The following is an 18,188-nucleotide window of genomic DNA, read 5'->3' on the forward strand; positions in this document are numbered from 1 at the left end:
GCGGTGGGAGGATTCATACCGGATGGGGCGGCCAGCCCCGTCGTGCACTGAGAGCTGCCACGGAGCGGACGAGGCCGGTGTGTGACGCACCGCTCCGTGATCGCGAGTGTGTCACCTGTTCGCCACGATCTCGTCGCGTGGAGCCGCGTCGAGCCACAGGACCCCGGCTCGGTCTCAGCCCCGGAGCGACACGTCGAACGCCCCCCCCCCAGACGTTCCCCGGCCCATCGGGGACCGCGATCCGACCACCCTCGACCGACACCGGGTTCGGCTCGAAATCCTCGCGAAGAAGCTCCCCCGTCGCGAGCCCACAGGCCGAACCTCCAGGATCGCTGCGGCAACGTGAACCGCGGCTGACCGAGCGACGGCCCCATCGATGGTCGTCATCACAACCGGGTCGACTCCGTGGTCCAGTCGCGTCCGGGCGGCAACGATGGTCAGGCCCGGACCGCCGAGGGCCATCGACTTCAGGACCGCGGCATCGACTGCGTCGCGGAGAGCTCCTACTCGGTCGAGATCCTCGGCAAGTGAGCGCGAGCCGACTTCGAGCTTCAGACAGTCGAGCCCCTCCGCGCCCGCCTCCCGAGCGGCGGCGACCGTGTCGTCGAGGCTTCCATCCCCCAACTGTGGCGTTGGCCTGGACCGGGTCCGCTGGCGCAGGGAACCCACCCTGGGCAGCGAGACACGGTGCGAGTGAACATCCGGCTGTTCTGGCTCCGGCGTCGAGCTGTGCAAGCCGGTACGCATGGCGGGCCGACGGTGTGTCCACGGTGGCAGTCTCCACATCGGAACAATCCTGCCACGAGGCCAGCGGGTTCTCGAGCGCAGTCCGGCACTTTTCAGGAATCTCGGTCCACCCAGGAAGTGGTGTGGCTTCGCCGACGCTACGAGCCCCCGAATCGGCGCCGTCGATGCCGACGAGATACCCCTCCCGGCTGGTAATCTCCCCCGCCCCAGTTGCCAGTGGCTCTGTGAGGTCGAGCGAGAACGGCCTGAGCGTCGATGGTAGAGTCACCCGAGCGCCAGCCCGGCGGTGAACAGCGCCGAGTACAGCGCGAGGAGCTTGCCGGTCCGCTCCAGCGCGGGGTTGAGTGCATCGCCGCCGGTCTCCGTGAGCACGGTCTGGCTCACCCTGGCCGCGAGCGGGAGCGAAAGCAACGGCAGCAATACGACCAGGTCGAAGCCGCGCCACAGTAACAGCGCCGGAACGACGTACGCGAGGGCGAGCAGTGCGAGATACTCGATCCGGGAAGCAGTGTAGCCAAAGCGCACTGCGAGGGTCCGCTTGCCGGTTCGACGGTCCTCCTCGCGGTCACGGACGTTGTTCACGACGAGGATGGCGGTCGAGAGACCCGCGACCGGGAGGCTTGCCAGCAGTGCGGCCATCGGCACCGTTCCGGACGGAACGCCGAGTGGGAACCCCGAGGCGAGCGTCGCGGCCGCCTGGACGTAGAACGTTCCCGTTACCGCAATGACGCCGAAGAAGACGAAGACGAACAGGTCGCCGAGGCCGTGGTAGCCGAGCGGATACGGCCCGCCGGTGTAGGCGATGCCGGAGGCGACCGAGAGCAGCCCGATAACCAGGATTGGGACGCCCCCGACGGCGACGAGAGACGTTCCGATGAGGATCGCGGCGGCGAAGGTGAGCCACATCGCTCGCTTGACTGATGCGGGCTCGACGAGCCCGCCAGCAGTAACACGGGTAAACCCCTCGCGATCCGGCGTATCCGCGCCCTGAACCGCGTCGTAATAATCGTTGGCGAAGTTGGTGCCGATCTGGATGAGCACCGCACCAAGCAGTGCGGCGAGCGCCGGGAGCGGCGTGAACATCCCCTCGTGCACCGCCAGTCCAGTCCCGACTGCGACGGGTGCGACAGCGGCCGGCAGCGTCTGGGGTCTGGCGGCCATCAGCCACACTTTCACTCGGGAGGGCGCTGCGCTCGTACTCATTTATCGAGCGTTTGCGGGGGGTACCCAAAGCGACTGTGGTCCCGGCTGCCAGATTCGAGGCGGAACTCCGACTGGCGCGGTGGCCACGGCGGAGTCGGACGGCTCGCTGCCCCATACTGCCGGACAGAACGATGCAACCATCGCTCACCGTGAATCGGCCGTCACCTCGTGTGATGGTTAGCGACTGGTGAGCGAGTCTGTACTGACTTCTGTCCGGCAGTATCAGTAATGCCAGGGATACTCCGAGAAATCCGGCTCCCGGCCTTGGAGAAACGCATCCCGCCCCTCGCTGGCCTCGTCGGTCATGTAAGCCAGCCGCGTGGCCTCACCGGCGAACACCTGCTGACCCACCATCCCGTCGTCGGCCATGTTGAACGCGTACTTCAGCATCCGCATCGCCGTTGGACTCTTCGCCGTCATCGTCTCGGCCCACTCGATTGCTGTTTCCTCCAACTGGTCGTGGGGCACCGCCTCGTTGACCATCCCCATGTCGACGGCCTCCTCCGCCGAATAGGTTTTCCCGAGAAAGAACACCTCACGGGCTAGCTTCTGCCCGATCTGCTGGGCGAGATACGCCGAGCCGAAGCCGCCGTCGAAGGAGGCCACGTCCGGATCCGTCTGGAGGAACTTCGCGTGCTCCTCACTGGCCAGCGTGAGGTCACAGACCACGTGGAGCGAGTGGCCGCCGCCGACGGCCCAGCCGGGCACGACGCTTACGACCGGTTTCGGCATGAAGCGAATGAGCCGCTGGACCTCCAGGATATGGAGCCGGCCCGCCTTCGCCTGCTGGACGCTCACCGCCTCGTCCTCGGCAGCCTCGTCGTCGCCGTGGTACTCGTAGCCCGAGCCGCCGCGGACTGACTGATCTCCACCGGAACAGAACGCCCAGCCGCCGTCTTTCGGCGAGGGCCCGTTCCCCGTCAGCAGCACGCAGCCGATATCGGCCTGCTTGCGCGCGTGGTCGAGCGCGGCGTGGAGTTCGTCGACGGTGCCGGGCCGGAACGCGTTGCGAACCGCCGGTCTGTCGAACGCGATGCGGACAGCGGGGAAATCCACCCCGCGGTGGTAGGTGATGTCGTCGAACTCGTCGGCGCCATCGACGCGCTCCCAGCGTTCGGGGTCGAACAGCTCAGAGACCATGTCGGAACCGCGGCGGGACTGCGCAAAAACCCCGCGGTCGGCAGGGCGAGTCGACCTCGAGCTACGCTGACAGCGCCTCGATAACCTGCTCTTCCAACTCGTCTCGGATCGCGTGAGAATCGGCGGCGTCGATGACCACCTCGACGATATGGCTGCCGTCGCTGTGGACCGCCTCGCTGTAGGCCTCGGTGAACGCGTCGCGGCTCTCGACGCGCGCGTACTCGAGACCGTAGAGCTCGCTGCTCGGCTCGAAATCCAGTCCGTGGGGCGTCTTGAACTGCGCCGTGAATGGCGGGTCGAACGACTCGATTGGGAGCATATGGAAGATGCCGCCACCGTCGTTGTTTATGATGACGATGGTGGCGTCGACGTCACACCGAGTGACCGCCAGCAGCCCGTTCATATCGTGGTAGTACGCCAGATCGCCGATGACGAGCGTCAGGTCGTCGGTCGTCGCCGACCCCGCACCCAGCGCCGTCGACGTGATGCCGTCGATGCCAGACACGCCGCGGTTGCCGAGTGCGGTAACCGCGTCGGGGGACGGGCTGGCGAACCGGTCGAGGTCCCGGACCGGCATCGAGTTCGAGACGAACAGCGTGGTCGGCTCAGGCGCACGCTCGACCGTCTCGGCCAGAATCCCGCCCTCGAACAGCTCCGCCTGCTCGTCGACGGCGTCCCAGTGGGTCTGTTCGGCCTCGGCCCAGTACTGGCGCCAGTCGGCTGAATCCGGACCGGTGATCACCCGCGAAAGCGCCGCCGCCAACCGGGATGGGTCGGCAGTGACGAGGTCGGTGGCGGTGAACTCCGCCTCGCGCCACCCGCCGGCGGGGTCGACGACTATCTGCCGGGCACCACTCCGGGCCAGGTATTTTCGGAGCGGCTTCGAGGTGGGTGAGGCGCCCATGCGGAGCACCGTTTCCGGCTCGGGCCAGTTCGCAGTCACCGCCTCGGCAAGATACCCGTCGTAGCCCCCAAGCACCGGCGCAACGCGGGTGTGTCCGCCGAACCGAAGCCCGGAGAGCGCGTCGGCCAGGATGGGGAAGCCGGTGGCGTGGGAGAGCGCGACGATGGATTCGGGGTCGATTTCGGTCGGGTCGGCTGGACCGGCGACGATGAGCCCGCGCTCGACGGCGAGTTCGTCGGCGATTGCGCGGATATCCTCGTCGGCGAGCTCCATCTCCCCCGCGCGGCGCTCGACGAACGCTGGTTTCGCACGGCTGCCGCCCCTCGCAGTCGTCGCGCTCCCTGCTGTCCGGCCCTCGGCGGCGAGTGCCTCCAGCTGCTCGGGCACGTCACCGGGAACCTCGACGGGCTCCAGCGGCTTGCGGAACGGGCAGTTGAGGTGGACCGGCCCTGCGTTGGTCCCTTCGGCTTCAGCGAGCGCCCGCGCGACGGTGGTCCGCAGCGAGCGCAGTTTCCGCGGCTCAGCCTCCGGCTCGGGGAGGTCCGTGTACCACCGGACGGCATCGCCGTAGAGCTTCTCCTGGTCTGCGGTCTGGTTCGCACCGGAGTCACGGAGTTCGGGCGGCCGGTCGGCCGTCAGCGCGAGCAGTGGCACGCGAGACTGATCAGCCTCCAGGACGGCTGGGTGGTAGTTCGCGGCGGCGGTGCCGGAGGTACACACGAGCGGCGTCACCTCGCCGGTGCGGCGCGCGCGGCCGAGCGCGAAGTAGGCTGCAGAGCGTTCGTCGAGGTGTGAGAACACCTGGATGTCCTCGTGCTCGGCGAACGCGACAGTCAGCGGCGTCGAGCGCGACCCCGGCGAGACGCAGGCTGCGGTGACTCCGCCCCGTGCGAGCTCGTCGACGAGCGCGCGGGCCCAGAGCATGTTGCGGTTCGGCGCGTCCATTTGTGACATCTCCGTCGCGGGGGCTGTTGGTTCCTGCGTTCCCGGTCGACCCGCGCTGCCGGCAAGGCCGTATGCCACGTGATGCTTTACCAGTTCGGCGCACAACTCCCACCTATGGACGCACGAGACCAGTACATCGACGACCAGTTCCAGACGTTTCTGTCCGAGCTCCAAGCGTTGGTCGACCAGCCCTCGGTCAGCGCGACGGGCGAAGGCATCGAGGAGTGCGCCCGCCAGGAGGCGGCGCTCTGTCTGGAGTACGGCTTCGACACGGCGGAGATCGTCGAGACGGCCGGCCACCCGTCGGTCCTCGCCCACGCCTACGTCGACAACGACCCCGAGAACGACGCGCCGACGGTGCTCGTCTACGGCCACTACGACGTGCAGCCGGTCGACCCGGACGAGTGGGAGACCCCGCCGTTCGAGTCCCAGGTCCGAGAAGAGAACGGCGAGCAGTTGCTCTATGGCCGGGGCACTGTGGACAACAAAGGCCAGCATTTCACCTATCTCTGTGCGGTGAAGGCGCTCCGGGAGACGACCGGCCTCCCGGTCAACGTCACGCTGCTGCTCGACGGCGAGGAGGAGAGCGGGAGTCCGAACCTGCTCGACGCCGTCGAGGCCCGCGAACACGAACTCGACGCCGACGTGTCGATCAACTCCGACGGTCCGGTCGACGAGTCCGGGCGCCCGACTGTCGTGTTCGGCAACCGTGGCATCCTCGTCGTTGAACTCGACGTCGAAGGGGCGAACGGTGACCTCCACTCGGGCCACTACGGCGGCGCCGTTCCGAACGCCGCGTGGGAGCTCAACAACCTGCTCGGGACGATGCGCGCCCAATCTGGGAAGATCACCATCGACGGCTTCTACGACGACGTCCGGCCACTCTCCGACGCGGATCGGGAGCTCCTCGACGAGTTCGAGCCCGACCCGGAGAAACTCCAGGAGAAGCTGGATATCGGGGGCTTCGATCAGGGGCCAGGCGGGACGTTCCTCGAGAAGACGCTCTCCTACCCGACGCTGAACATCAACGGCTTCGCCAGCGGCCACGGCGAGGAGGGGTTCAAAACAATCGTCCCGGCGGCGGCGTCGACGACTATCGATATGCGCCTGGTCGTCGACCAGGACCCCGACGATATCTACGACCTGTTCGTAGACCACGTCGAGCAGCACGCTTCCGAGAAGGTGGAGACGACCGTGACCCGGCACGCCAGCATGGAGCCGACGCGGACCCCCGTCGATACGCCGTACCGGGAACCCGTCGTCGACGCCGTCACGGATGGCTGGGGCGAGGAACCGGTCGTAAAACCGTCTTCGGGTGGGTCGGCGCCGTATTCGCTATTCTCGAACTATCTCGGTCTGCCCCACATCAGCGTCCCGTACGGCCAGGGCGACAACAACCAGCACTCGCCCGACGAGCGCTACGCCGTCGACCACTTCGAGAAAGGGATTCGGACGAGCGTCCGGCTGCTCTCGGCGGTCGCTGACGCACAGCAAGAGTAGTTAGAACCACTCTCGAGCCTTCAAACGAGTGGTCAGCTGGATCGTTTTCCGCAGCCCGCGACGGATCAACCCGCCGGAGTTTGGAACGCCCTCGCCGTCCTCGTAGTCGAGTCCACGGACGACGGTGACTGGGATGCGCTCGTCGGCCTGTCCGAACAACAGGGCAGAGCCGGCAGTGAGCTCGTCCGCCAGAAGGTCCAGCCCGCCGATTTTGGGTTCGTCGTAGAGATCTGTTCGACCGAAGTTACTGTCGACCGCCTCGATCCCGGAACAGCCCACAGCGAGATCCATGGTTCCGGCGCCCATGATCTCTGAAACGTGAGTCCCTGCATACGGCCGAATCTATGTGGACGGCGCAGATCAAACCCGTTGTCAAAACACGTTTGGGAACCAGCCCCTTCGCTGCTCTCTCTAGCAGATATCCGAAGGTCTCAGTGAAGAGACCGCGTCAGAACTATCCGACGAGGCCACAGGTCGGCTACGACGGCTTCTCAGTCCTCCAGCCCCAACTCGGCCAGAATCGGCTCGTACTTCAGCGAGATCTCCTCCCACTCCGCCTCGGGGTCGCTGTCGGCGACGATACCGTTCCCGGCGAACAGCGTCGCCCGCCGCCCGCCGGCAACCGCCGACCGGATGCCGACGGCGAACTCCCCGTCGCCGGCGGCGTCGAACCAGCCGACCGGCGAGGCGTACCAGCCACGTTCGAACGTCTCCGTCTCGCGAATCGTCTGCTCGGCGGCGGCCGGCGGAAGCCCGCCGACCGCGGGGGTCGGGTGGAGTGCCTCGACCAGGGCCAATACGTGTGAGTCCGCGTCGAGGGTGAGCGAGATGGGGTTTTTGAGGTGCTGGATGTTCGCCAGCTTCAGCACGCCCTGCTCCCCGACGGTGACGTCGCCCAGCGGTGAAAGGTGGTCCTCTATCGCTTCGGTCACCAGCCCTTGCTCGTGCTGGAGTTTCTCGCTCTCGAGCAACGACGCCGCCAGTTCAGCGTCGGCCTCGGGCGTGTCCCCCCGCGCCACAGAGCCGGCGAGCGCCTCCGTCCACGCGTCGCGACCCTCGAGCCGGACGAGGCGCTCGGGCGGGACGCCGAAGAAGCCGGCCCGGTCCGTCGGCTGGACGAGAAAGCGGAAGCAGCCGGGGTAGGAACGACGGAGCCGTTCGAGCGCATCTGGCACCCTCACTTCGGTTTCGAGCGTCACCGCGAGTGCGACGGCGAGGACGACCTTCCGGAGCTCACCGTCCTCGATACGGGACAGTGCCGCCTCGACCTGGTCAGTCCACTCTGGTTCCGTGGTGGTGCGGCGGCTGGCCACGACGCCAGGGGGCTCGCCGACGGGGCGCATCGCCGGGAGCTCCTGTATGTCGGCGACTGTGGCCTCGAAATCGGTCTCGAGAGCGGTCTCGTCGCCGTCGCCGCGGCTGACGGTGAGATACGTCGCGTCGTCCGCCCGGACGAGCTGCACCCGCGGGAGCACGAACTCGGCGGCACGAAACCCTTCCCACGGTGGCGAGGGCTCGTGGTCGTCGTGGAACGCGCCCCCGCCAAAGAAACGCGGGCGGGCCGGTCCCTCGGGTATCGAGGACTCGTCGAAGCTCGTGACCGCGGCGTCACGAACCGCCGCGAATCGGTCCTCGCCGTGCCCCGTCAGGCGCGCGGCCTCGCCCGCGCCGACCACTTCCAGGCCGTCCGGGGCGGCCCAGTGGGTGCGCGGGGCGCCGTGGCTGGCGAGAAACGCGCGGAAGGAGACGTCTGTTACCTCCCTCGTTCGGGCGACGAGCATCGTCTCGTCCGGCACGGTGCCGGTCTGCCGCGGTGACTCCATTCAGTTGAGTGTGAACCGGGTCGGTTCTAACTGTACCGTTCCTCATTCCACGGGTTCGCGCTATCGGAGTACCCACGGAGCTCCCAGTACCCCCGTTCGGGTTCAGTGAGGAACTCGACGCCGTTGACCCATTTCGCGCCCTTGTAAGCGTACTTGTGTGGCGTGACGACCCGGAGCGGGCCACCGTGTTCGACCGGGAGCGGTTCGCCGTCGTAGCCCCAGGCAAAGATGACCTCCTCGCGGTTGCACTCCTCGAAGGTGAGGTCAGTCGTGTAGCCATCGTGTGCAGCGAACATGACGTGTTCGGCGTCGTCCCGGACGCCGACGGCCTCGGCCAGCGTCGCGAAGGTGATCCCGGTGAACGCGCAGTCGAACTTCGACCAGCCGGTCACGCAGTGGAAATCCTGGAGCTGCGTCTCGGGGCCGAGCTCGCGGAGCTCCTCGAGAGTGAACGCCTGTTCGTCGACGACGGCACCGCTGACCGAGAGCGTCCAGTCATCGTCGACCGACGGGGTATCGCCTTTGGTCAAGACGGGGAACCTATCGGTCTTTCGCTGGCCCGGCGGGAGCCGGTCGCCGCCGAACTCCTCGTGGAGCGCCGTCACGTCCTTTGGCATGTGAGAAACAACGAGCGTCGCGCACCTATGGCTATCGACTCCGGAGCGGCCACGGCCCGCAGAGCCAGTGAGTATCCGGAGCAGTCACGCCTCCCGGAGGTGGTGGCTGTACCCGGAAGCTATCACCCCTCGCCTCAACAGGGCGAACCATGACGACACACGAGAACCGCCTCGCCGACGCAGTGGCGGAGCTACAGCGCGGGCAGCGAACCCCAACTGAGTACGCCGAGTCCGCTCTCGGTAGGCTCGCGGCCGTCGAGGCCGACGTGCGCGCGTTCCTCCCTGAGCCGGACCGACAGGACCGACTCGCGATGGAGGCGGCCGAACTCGAGGCCGAGTACGGCGAGGCCAAGCCGCCGCTCTACGGCGTTCCGGTCGGCGTCAAGGACATCTTCCACATCGACGGGTTCCCGACGCATGCCGGGTCGAACCTCCCGCCGGAAGCACTGGCCGGTGCCCAGGCCGAGACAGTGAGCGCGCTACTCGAGGCTGGCGCGATCGTGTTCGGGAAAACCGTCACGACCGAGTTCGCGTATTTCGAGCCAGGCCCGACTCGGAACCCCCACGACCTCGACCGGACACCGGGTGGCTCCTCCTCGGGGAGCGCCGCCGCCGTCGCAGCAGGGGTGGTGCCGCTCGCGCTCGGCAGCCAGACCGTCGGTTCAGTCATCCGCCCGGCGTCGTTCTGCGGCGTCGTCGGCGTGAAACCGAGTTACGGCCGGCTCCCCCTCGACGGCGTCCTGCCGCTCTCGCCATCAGCCGACCACGTCGGCTTCTTCACGCAGGACGCCGCGGGCGCGCGCATCGCCGCCGAGGTACTCGCCCCGGAGTGGGAGGGACCCGATAGCGGGGCTGCGGAGAAACCGGTTATCGGTGTTCCCCACGAGAACTATCTCTCGCAGGCCGAGGACGCGATGATCGCGCAGTTCGACCGGGAACTCGACGCGCTCAGGGATGCGGGCTACGAGATTCGCCAGACCGACGCGCTCGGGGATATCGATCCGGTGAACGAGCGCCATCGGGATATGGTCGCTGCCGAGGCGGCGCTGGAACACGCCGCACTCTACGAGGAGTATGGCGACCAGTACGCGACGGGAACCGTCGAACTCCTCGAGAAGGGCCACGAGGTCGACGTTGACCGGCTGGTCGACGCCCGCAACGGCCGGCGGACGCTTCGTGCCGAACTGGCCCGACGCATGGACGAAACAGGGGTGGACCTCTGGGCCTCGCCGGCCGCACCGGGGCCCGCGCCGGAAGGCATCGGAAATACCGGCGACCCCGTGATGAACCTCCCCTGGACCCACGCGGGACTGCCGACAGTCGGGCTTCCGGCCGGCGAACTCGGCGGCCTCCCGGTCGGGATCCAGTTCACCGGCCGGTTCGGCGCCGACGAACAGCTTCTGGCCTGGACCGAGTCGCTCGAGGCTGCGCTGTGAGCCGGGGAGGATAGCCAAGCTGCCGGTGATCTACGGCCGCCCCATTCCGGGCAATGGGTTTAAATATCCCCTGCGCCAACCGCAGGTAAACAGATGCCGAAGGTCGATCTCACTGTCCCCGAACACCTGGAAATGCAGATCGCACAGCTCGTCGAACAGGGCGAGTTCGTCGACCGCAACGAAGCCGTCGAGGAGCTGCTCTCGACGGGGCTGAAGGCGTACAAAACGAGCGGTCCGATGGACGACGAAGAGCCCGAGTTCGAGGACGAAGGGATGATGGGCCACGAAGACGAGTACGTCTTCTAACTCACACTCCGCTCGCCCTCCACCCGTCTCGCTCTCGTCCGTAGCCGTGGCTCTCTCGAGCCAGTGACGCGGGGGTCGCGGGACGCCACAGCGGACGAGAGCTGTGCCAGCCGCCCGCAATAACCCTTAAACCTCCGCAACATCCAGTTTACGGTATGCATAAGGACGAACTGCTCGAACTCCACGAACAGATGGTCGTCATCATGGAGAACTTCCGAGAGCGCGAGAACGTCGAGGAGGGAACGTTCGAGCCCTACGAGGAGCTCGACGTCGACCCGTCCCACGTCCACAAATCCAAGAGCGAGCACAAACACGCGGTGTTCGTGCTCGGTAACGCACTGGCAACGGCGATGAGCGACGACGAGTTCTCCTCGGCCGGTCGCATCGGGAAGCGAATGCAGGAGCTCGCAGAGGACGCGGAGAGCCGTCTCTGATGGAGCCCGGCGAGGCCCAGAGCGCCTCGGAAGAACCGAGCGGTGTCGAGCTGTGAGGGAGGACCGAGCGCGACTGGAGCACTGTCGCAGGGTCGCGGAGCTGATGGATTCGGCGATCCGACTCCCGATTATCGGTGGCATCGGGCTCGATGGTCTCGTCGGCCTGCTCCCTATCGCCGGTGACTGGATAACCGGCATCGTCGGTCTCTACATCGTCTATCAGGGGTATCAGCTCGGACTGCCGACGCTCACGCTTCTCTGGATGATGCTGGTGGTCGCGCTCGACGTCGCTGCCGGAAGCGTCCCGCTCGTCGGCGACGCACTCGACATCGCCTGGAAATCGAATCAGCGCAACCTCGCCCGCATCGAGCGACACGTCGACGCGGCGTAACGCCGCGACTCCGCGACCGTCTCCGTTTCGTTCAGCCGCCAGTGACGAGGCTCAGTCGACGGCGACCGGCGCCTGGTGGTCGCTCTTGCTGAGGAGTTCGGGGTAGTCGGCGACGCCAGCGTAGCCGACGAGTCCTTCGCCGAGCTCGGCGAGCCGGCTCGCGATATCCTCGGAGACGATTTCGCCGTCGGCGACGTGCTCGCCGCCGTTCGGGATGCTCACCTGGTCGGGATACACCCAGGCGTCGAGCGCGCGGGAGACCTCCCGGAGGTGTGCCAGCGCCGGTCGGGGGAACCCGCCGCCGGCGACGGCGATGAGCCCAACTGTCGTTCCCCCGAACTCGTCGCGGCCGCAGTAGTCGAGCGCGTTCTTCAGCGGCGTCGCGTAGGAGCCGTGGTACACCGGCGTGGCGAGGAACACCGCATCCGCCTCGGCCACTGCGCACTTGAGCGCGGGAGCGTCACCCGCGTCGCGCGCGTCAGCGTCGATCACTGGCAGGTCGTAGCTGCGAAGGTCGATGAGGGTCGTGCTCGCACCGGCGTCGCTGGCGCTGTCGAGCGCGCTCCGGAGCGCGACGCGGGTCCGGCTCTCGTCACGAAGGCTGCCCGACAGTCCGACAATCGTCGGCGGTTCTGTCATATCTCATTCTTCGTGGTGGAAGATGAAATAGGCTCGCTGGAGCCAGTTTTGGTAAGAACGTAGAGAGGTTTCGAGGGCTGGCTCAGACGCGGTTCCGCTCCACGACGGTGACGCTGTCATCGATAACCAGTTCGAGCGTCTCGTCCCCGAACGCGACGTGAAGGACGACCTCCCAGGGGTCACGCTCGGTCACCGTCACGAAGCGGTCGGTCGCCGCGAACTCGATCTCCCAGACCGGGCTGGTGCTGTAGTCCACCCCGTGCTCGTGACAGAAGGCGATCAGCCCGGGATCGTCGCGGAACGCTTCACCCACTGAGAGCAGTTCCTGGTTGCCACACTGATCACAGAGATAGTGGATGTACGCCGTCCGCCGGGCTTCGTCGAACGGCGCGTCCTCGGGCGCGACGAACGCCGCGTCGACGCCGGAGGCACACGTCGGACAGACGCCCTTGGTGAACGCGAGGCGCTTGTGCTGATTGTACCGGTCGACCTGCGAGAGCAGGGACTCGCCGTCGTCGACGGCGGCGGCCGGCAGCCGCGTCGTCGTATCGTAGAGATAGCCACAGCCCGGGCATTCGACTCTGAACTCACCATCCGCGTACGCGGCCGTCACCCCGCTGTTGCAGTAGTAACAGTCGAACTGTGCATCGATATTCTCGAAGGAGTCGCGGTAGTCGAGCGTGCCCGCGTGCAGCGTCCGGTAGAGCGTCCACCCTTCGGGGCGGAGCCGATACCCCTCGTCGGCCTCCTCGATGAAGTGGCCGACCAACTGCTGGAGATGGTAGTTGAACTTCGCGCTGTCGATTCTGAACGGCAGCGCCGACCGGATCTCGGCGAACGGGATCGCCGGCGGCCGCTCGTTCTCGCCGCGGGCGTCGCCGAGGGCACGGATGATCTCGACGCGGGTTTCGTCACTTATCAAGGAGAACGTCTCCTCGGGCGACTCATCGGTCGCTCTCCGTGAGGGGTCGGCGTTCCTGTCGTTCATCTTCTCTGTCGGTTACGGGTAGGGCGAAATAGCTTCTTCGGCGTGCCCAGGTTTGGCGAGGTTCACGGAGATTACGCAGTTCCCTGTGTATTCGTTCGAACCGAGCGTCCCACTACCACGTGAGTATGTAGAAGGCGATCAGCCCCAGCGACGAGATGAGACCTGCGACGGCAGTGATCGACAGTTGGCCGACGTTAAGCGGCGCCCGGAAGCCTCGCTCCTGTTCTGGCCGGGAATAGCGGAGTTTCAACAACGCGGCGTTCACCAGAACGAAGACGACTAACAGCATGAGGTTGGCCAATCCTGCCACGAACCCGATATCGCCCAGGAAAACGAAAGGAATCGTGACGATTCCGACCAGCATCACCGCATAGTGGGGAGTTTGACGGGACGAGTGAACGCGAGAGAAGATCTCCGGAAACACGTGATACTCCGATTTCGAGACGCCGTAGAGCAGACGCGAGGTCGAAATCTGGAGGATGAGGACAGTGTTCGTTGTCGAGAAGAGGGCAATCGCGCCCAGCAGGGTCGATCCACGTGTTCCCCAGCCGACCCGGGCTACCGCTGCCAGGGGCGACGCTGATTGTCCCAGAACGCGCCAGTCAACCAGCGAAACGGCCGATAATCCAACGAGTAGGTAAATCAGCGTCGTGAAACCGAGAGAGAGGACGATTGCACGTGGGATCGTCACAGTCGCATCTTCGGTCTCTTCGGAGAGGTTGACGATTGACCCGAAGCCCAGATAGGCAAAGAAGATCAGAAACGACGCGTGAAGGACGCCGACGACGCCGTTCGGGGTGTGGAGGACCTCGGCGCTCCCCCAGGACCCGCTCCCGATCCAGATGATTATCACCAGTCCAGCGACCTCGATTCCGGTAAAGAGGATGTTTATTTTCGTGGACAGGTCGATCCCCCAGAAGTTGATGCCTGTCATGATGACGACGATCAGAATGGCGGTCCATATCTGTGAAACGTCAATGAAGGCCGATAGATAGCCCGAGAAAGCGAGTGCCACCGCCGCAGAGGAGATGACTCCCATGAGCAACCGGCCGAGTGCTGTCACGTCGGAGACAATCTCCCGGTCGAACGCGTTCCGAACGTAGATGTAATCACCTTCGGCTTTTGGAAAGAGCGAGGCGAGTTCGGCATAGCTCAACCCGGTTACTGACGCGATCAGAGCGGCCAGGAGGAACGAGATCACGATCGAGCCGCCGGTCACGCCGGTCGCCTCGCCGAGAATCGCGTAAATCCCTGCTCCGAGAATCAGGCCAGTCCCGTAGACGACGGCTTCGAGGAGCCCGAGTTCGCGACGCAGTTCCGACATCTGTGTAGGGGTCTCGTAGTCGAGATAAAAATACACGGTTAGGATTGCTGATGTGTGTCGGAGTCGATCACGGTGCCGGGAGCGAAGGGCGCTAGCTCCGAAGCGGGGTGACACGCGACTATCGAGGATCTGCCGCTGCAATCAGGGGAGAGCAACAGGTGACAGATCGGCATGGTGATCTTCTCGTCGAGTTCCCCGGACCACGGTTTGTCGACAGACAGAGATCAGTGGTGAAAACAGGATGCCCTCGGCGACAATGACGCCGACACAGTCACACGACGTCTCTCATCGATATCGGACCGGTCTGCCCACACGCGGTGTAGACGGCTTCTGAGATGGAGCGCATGGCGACAGACAGTGGCTGGACGACCCCCGCTCTGCCACGTCTCTCGATTCCGAACGTGACACGGCTCCTGCCATCCAGCCCCGAACACTAAGTCCCCGCCGTCGTAGCGTGGGTATGGAGACGACGCTCATTGCCGAGAAAGTCGAGCAAGCGAAAGACGCCGTCGGCGCGAGCGAGGCCGACGCGTGGCTGACGTTCTGTCGCGAGACGAACGAGATCGCCGAGCCCTGCCTCCCCTACATCCTGGGGTTCGACGTCGTGTGGCCCACCGCCATCGTCATCGGCCCCGCGCATTCGACGGTGATTCTCGGGACCCACGACTCCCCGAACGCTGAGGAACTCGACGTCCACGAGGTGAAGCCCTACGACGAGTCCATCCGCGAACCGCTGCAGGCGACGCTCTCAGGGCTCGACGCGGAGAAGATCGCGGTGAACTTCGACCGGGACGATAACGTCGCCGACGGTCTCACTCATGGGCTCTATCTCCGCCTCCAGGAGCTCCTGCCGGGTCGAGAACTGGTGAGCGCCGGCGACATCATCTCGGAAGTTCGGGGAATCAAATCCCCGACGGAGCAGGAGCGCATCACCGCCGCCGCCGAGACCACCGCCGACCTCCTCGACGGCCTCGCCGAGGAATGGACGCCGGAGATGACCGAGGCCGAAGCCGCCGACTGGCTCCACGAGCGCATGCGGGAGGCCGGCTACGCCAGCGCGTGGTCCTGGGACTACTGCCCGACGGTTCACGCCGGGGGCGACTCGGATCCGGGCCACACGCTGCCGGGAGAGCTGCGCGTGCCGGAGGGTGAGCTCCTCCACGTCGATTTCGGCGTTGTGAAGGACAGCTACGCCGCGGACATCCAGCGCATCTGGGTTCGCGGTGAGCCCGAGCCTGGTCTGCAGGCGGCGTTCGAAGACGTCCGCGCGGCCATCGACGCCGGCCACGAGGCACTCGAGCCGGGCGCCGTCGGCTACGAAGTCGACGCCGCTGCGCGGGAGGAACTCACCGCCCGCGGGCGGGAGACGTTCGACCACGGGTTCGGCCACCAGGTCGGCCGGACGGCCCACGATGGCGGCCTGCTGCTCGGGCCCCAGTGGGACCGCTACGGTGACTCAGTGGTCGGCGACGTACGGCCGGGCGAACTGTACACGATGGAGTTGGGGCTCGACACCAAGTGGGGCTACGTCGGCCAGGAGGAGATGGTTCGGGTGACTGAGGACGGGACGGAGTTCGTCGTCGAGCCGCAGACGGAGCTTCGGCGGCTGTCCGAGTAGCCCTCATCGGGGGCCGGTAAAGCGCCTCGGTATCAATGGAGTAGCCTCATGTCGTTGTACGCGTATCAGCCTATGTAGTCCACCAGACTACAATAGACAGCCACGACAGTACGCCCTGATACCCCGCACTCAGTGGCTCCCCATCGGAAGCGACTCACGGACGGAGGACCCCACATCCTCCCACGTGCCGTTCGGATGGGCATGTATCTACCGCAGCACGGCAGCCTACCCGAAGCGATTGACGCACGGAAACCCCCACATCCGCCGACTTTCCCCCTCGAACGGGGGATCTCTTACTCAGCAGGGCAGCCCACCGATGCCCATATTTTCGCTACTGATTCGAGACCTGCAGAGCGTCAGCGCACCTGGGCGGTCACGTCACCCCGACCGCTCACATGACGAGACGCGATGCTGTGACGGTGAGTGGGTTTGAAGTCGTGCGGCGACTCACGTCCGGCGATGACTGTTCCGTGGGCGCTGCTACAGCGCGTCGCTGTCGTCGTCACGCTGCTCGGCGGCGCCGGAACCGCACTCTATCTCGACGAGAGCGGACTGATAGAGCGCTTGCGCCACCGGTTCGTGCTCGGTGTTCCGTGGGGCACGGTGGTCTCGGTGCTGGGGGTGCTCTCGGTGTATCTGTTCGTCCAGGGTGGGCTGAACCACTGGTACCGGCCGGTGGTCATCCCGTTCCGTGCGTGGTCGTATCTCGCGCCGCTCGGGATGCTCACCGCCGGCTTCTCCCACGTCGGGCCGGGCCACCTGCTCGGGAACCTCTTCGGCACACTCACGCTGGCACCGATCGTCGAGTACGCGTTCGGCCACTACCCCCGCAAGCGCGGGTCGAACTCGTTCGGCTCGCTTCGGACCAACCCGTTCGTCCGTTCGCTGGTCATCTTCCCCACTGGGGTCGCCATCGCCGGCGTCGTCCTCACGCTGTTCACGCTGGGCCCGGTCATCGGGTTTTCAGGAGTCGTCTTCGCGTTCGCGGGGTTCGCACTGGTGCGCTACCCGTTCGGGACCGTACTGGCGCTCGCGGGGTCGGACGTGCTCGGCCTGGCTTACCGCTCGCTCGTCTCGCCGACGCAGGTGGCCTCGGGACGCTCCGTGTTCATCACGCCCTGGTGGTCGGACATCGCCATTCAGGGCCACGCGATGGGGCTGTTGGCCGGTATCCTGCTGGGAGCGCTGTTCGTCCAGCGTGCCGACGAGTCAGCGCCCCGACCGGCCAGACTCTGGGCCGGTGTCGTTATCGTGGCGACGATGCAGTCGCTCTGGGCGGTGTACTGGTACCGCGGCGGCACGGAGTTCGTGCTGTTCCGCGCCTTCGGCGCGAGCATCATCGCCATCGTGGCGGTGCTGATCACCGTCGCCGTCACCGGCTCGAACCGCCCCCTGCTGCGCTGGTTCACCAGCGTCGACGCTGACGCGAACGACTCCGCGGGGAGAACAAGCGACTGGGCTTCCATCTCGGCCCAACAGGTCGGTATCACCGCGCTGGTCATTCTCGCTTCCGTGCTCGCGGGCCCGGCGATTCCGCTGAACCTCGTCACCGCCGAGGGGGATGTTCCGGGCGATCCGGTAACTGTCGACGGCTACGAGGTGACCTACGCCGAGAGAGTTCCGAACGGGATGGTCTCTGCGGTCCCTCTCGAGGCGTTCGGCGAGTCGACACAGGTCAACACCTCCGGCGTCATCGTCCGGAACGAGGACCGCCAGATCTGGTCGACAGCCGTCTCGAAGGGCCAACTCGCCCACAGCGGGCAGTCCCGCGTCGTCGTCGGCGGCGTCGGCTGGCGGAAGACCGTCACCGCGGTCCGTCGCGGGTGGCAGGCGATTGACGGCGGCGTCGCCTACCGCGTGCGCCTCGTTGCTGACGACGCGAACCGCACCGCGTTCACCTCCGAGCCCGCGCAAGCGAACCTGCAGATCAACGGGAACAACGTCTCCGTAGCCCCGGCGAACGGGACGTTCGTTCTCATCGTCGGGACGGAGAATCGGACGAGCCGCGCGCCGGTTCCAGGCAAAAACAGTTCAGTCACGCTGGAGAACATCACGTTCACCCGTCAAAACAAACGGGTCATCGCGGGCTACGACGGGACGAACGTGACGGTCCTGAAAAAAGAGCGCTACAAGTAACGCTGCAGTCGGTTCGCCCGTGGATATCCCTGCCGAC

General features: G+C 66.0%; 16 protein-coding genes and 1 pseudogene. 7 read left to right on the top strand and 10 right to left on the bottom strand.

The genetic code is table 11. The features are described 5' to 3' along the window. Positions 1-217: 217 nt before the first annotated feature. From V5A38_RS14620 to menD, 4 genes and pseudogenes are all read right to left on the bottom strand, one after another. Positions 218-1,015: pseudogene (locus tag V5A38_RS14620) on the bottom strand (enolase C-terminal domain-like protein); the annotation flags it as partial. Continuing rightward, entirely contained in the window at positions 1,012-1,950 is a 939-nt protein-coding gene (locus tag V5A38_RS06815) for a 1,4-dihydroxy-2-naphthoate polyprenyltransferase (protein WP_332325000.1), read from the bottom strand. The gene V5A38_RS06815 and the pseudogene V5A38_RS14620, both read right to left, overlap by 4 nt. Positions 1,951-2,172: 222 nt before the next feature. Next, on the bottom strand, positions 2,173-3,090 hold the full coding sequence (locus V5A38_RS06820; RefSeq protein WP_332325001.1) for a 1,4-dihydroxy-2-naphthoyl-CoA synthase: 918 nt from the start codon (positions 3,088-3,090) through the stop codon (positions 2,173-2,175). A gap of 61 nt (positions 3,091-3,151) precedes the next feature. Next, positions 3,152-4,939 (bottom strand): 2-succinyl-5-enolpyruvyl-6-hydroxy-3-cyclohexene-1-carboxylic-acid synthase, encoded by a 1,788-nt coding sequence (gene menD / locus V5A38_RS06825; protein WP_332325002.1) that lies wholly within the window; start codon positions 4,937-4,939, stop codon positions 3,152-3,154. 114 nt (positions 4,940-5,053) lie between these two features. On the opposite strand from menD, the gene V5A38_RS06830 reads away from it, so the two are divergent. Then, on the top strand, positions 5,054-6,439 hold the full coding sequence (locus tag V5A38_RS06830; protein WP_332325003.1) for a M20/M25/M40 family metallo-hydrolase: 1,386 nt from the start codon (positions 5,054-5,056) through the stop codon (positions 6,437-6,439). Here V5A38_RS06830 and V5A38_RS06835 read toward each other — a convergent pair whose 3' ends face one another. The 3 genes from V5A38_RS06835 to V5A38_RS06845 form a co-directional block, all read right to left on the bottom strand. After that, on the bottom strand, positions 6,440-6,745 hold the full coding sequence (locus V5A38_RS06835; RefSeq protein WP_332325004.1) for a coenzyme F420-0:L-glutamate ligase: 306 nt from the start codon (positions 6,743-6,745) through the stop codon (positions 6,440-6,442). Between the two features lie 185 nt (positions 6,746-6,930). Next, complete coding sequence (locus tag V5A38_RS06840; protein WP_332325005.1) at positions 6,931-8,262, bottom strand: isochorismate synthase; 1,332 nt, start codon at positions 8,260-8,262, stop codon at positions 6,931-6,933. Between the two features lie 26 nt (positions 8,263-8,288). Then, positions 8,289-8,879 carry a molybdopterin-dependent oxidoreductase gene (locus tag V5A38_RS06845; RefSeq protein WP_332325006.1) on the bottom strand — a complete coding sequence of 197 codons (591 nt, stop codon included), beginning with the start codon at positions 8,877-8,879 and terminating at the stop codon, positions 8,289-8,291. A gap of 149 nt (positions 8,880-9,028) precedes the next feature. Between V5A38_RS06845 and V5A38_RS06850 the strand changes: the two genes are divergently transcribed. From V5A38_RS06850 to V5A38_RS06865, 4 genes are all read left to right on the top strand, one after another. Beyond that, complete coding sequence (locus V5A38_RS06850; RefSeq protein WP_332325007.1) at positions 9,029-10,315, top strand: amidase; 1,287 nt, start codon at positions 9,029-9,031, stop codon at positions 10,313-10,315. A gap of 93 nt (positions 10,316-10,408) precedes the next feature. Then, complete coding sequence (locus tag V5A38_RS06855; RefSeq protein ID WP_332325008.1) at positions 10,409-10,621, top strand: cell surface protein; 213 nt, start codon at positions 10,409-10,411, stop codon at positions 10,619-10,621. Positions 10,622-10,776: 155 nt separating this feature from the next. Continuing rightward, positions 10,777-11,055 (top strand): UPF0058 family protein, encoded by a 279-nt coding sequence (locus tag V5A38_RS06860; RefSeq protein ID WP_332325009.1) that lies wholly within the window; start codon positions 10,777-10,779, stop codon positions 11,053-11,055. Positions 11,056-11,107: 52 nt separating this feature from the next. Further along, positions 11,108-11,446 (top strand): DUF4112 domain-containing protein, encoded by a 339-nt coding sequence (locus tag V5A38_RS06865; RefSeq protein WP_332325010.1) that lies wholly within the window; start codon positions 11,108-11,110, stop codon positions 11,444-11,446. A 51-nt stretch (positions 11,447-11,497) separates the two neighbouring features. Here V5A38_RS06865 and V5A38_RS06870 read toward each other — a convergent pair whose 3' ends face one another. The 3 genes from V5A38_RS06870 to V5A38_RS06880 all read right to left on the bottom strand — a co-directional run bounded on the left by V5A38_RS06870 (position 11,498) and on the right by V5A38_RS06880 (position 14,397). Beyond that, a complete protein-coding gene (locus V5A38_RS06870; protein ID WP_332325011.1) occupies positions 11,498-12,085 on the bottom strand; it encodes an NAD(P)H-dependent oxidoreductase in 588 nt (195 codons plus the stop codon). Positions 12,086-12,167: 82 nt separating this feature from the next. Then, positions 12,168-13,073 carry a helix-turn-helix domain-containing protein gene (locus V5A38_RS06875; RefSeq protein ID WP_332325012.1) on the bottom strand — a complete coding sequence of 302 codons (906 nt, stop codon included), beginning with the start codon at positions 13,071-13,073 and terminating at the stop codon, positions 12,168-12,170. 112 nt (positions 13,074-13,185) lie between these two features. Then, positions 13,186-14,397, bottom strand: coding sequence for an APC family permease (locus V5A38_RS06880; protein WP_332325013.1), 1,212 nt, complete (start codon positions 14,395-14,397; stop codon positions 13,186-13,188). A 460-nt stretch (positions 14,398-14,857) separates the two neighbouring features. Between V5A38_RS06880 and V5A38_RS06885 the strand changes: the two genes are divergently transcribed. Together V5A38_RS06885 and V5A38_RS06890 are read left to right on the top strand one after the other, a co-directional pair. Further along, positions 14,858-16,015, top strand: a complete 1,158-nt coding sequence (locus V5A38_RS06885; RefSeq protein WP_332325014.1) for a M24 family metallopeptidase — start codon at positions 14,858-14,860, stop codon at positions 16,013-16,015. Positions 16,016-16,474: 459 nt separating this feature from the next. Beyond that, a complete protein-coding gene (locus V5A38_RS06890) occupies positions 16,475-18,151 on the top strand; it encodes a rhomboid family intramembrane serine protease (protein WP_332325015.1) in 1,677 nt (558 codons plus the stop codon). The last annotated feature ends 37 nt before the right edge of the window (positions 18,152-18,188 follow it).

This window comes from Halolamina sp., assembly GCF_036626355.1.
Taxonomy (GTDB): Archaea; Halobacteriota; Halobacteria; order Halobacteriales; family Haloferacaceae; genus Halolamina.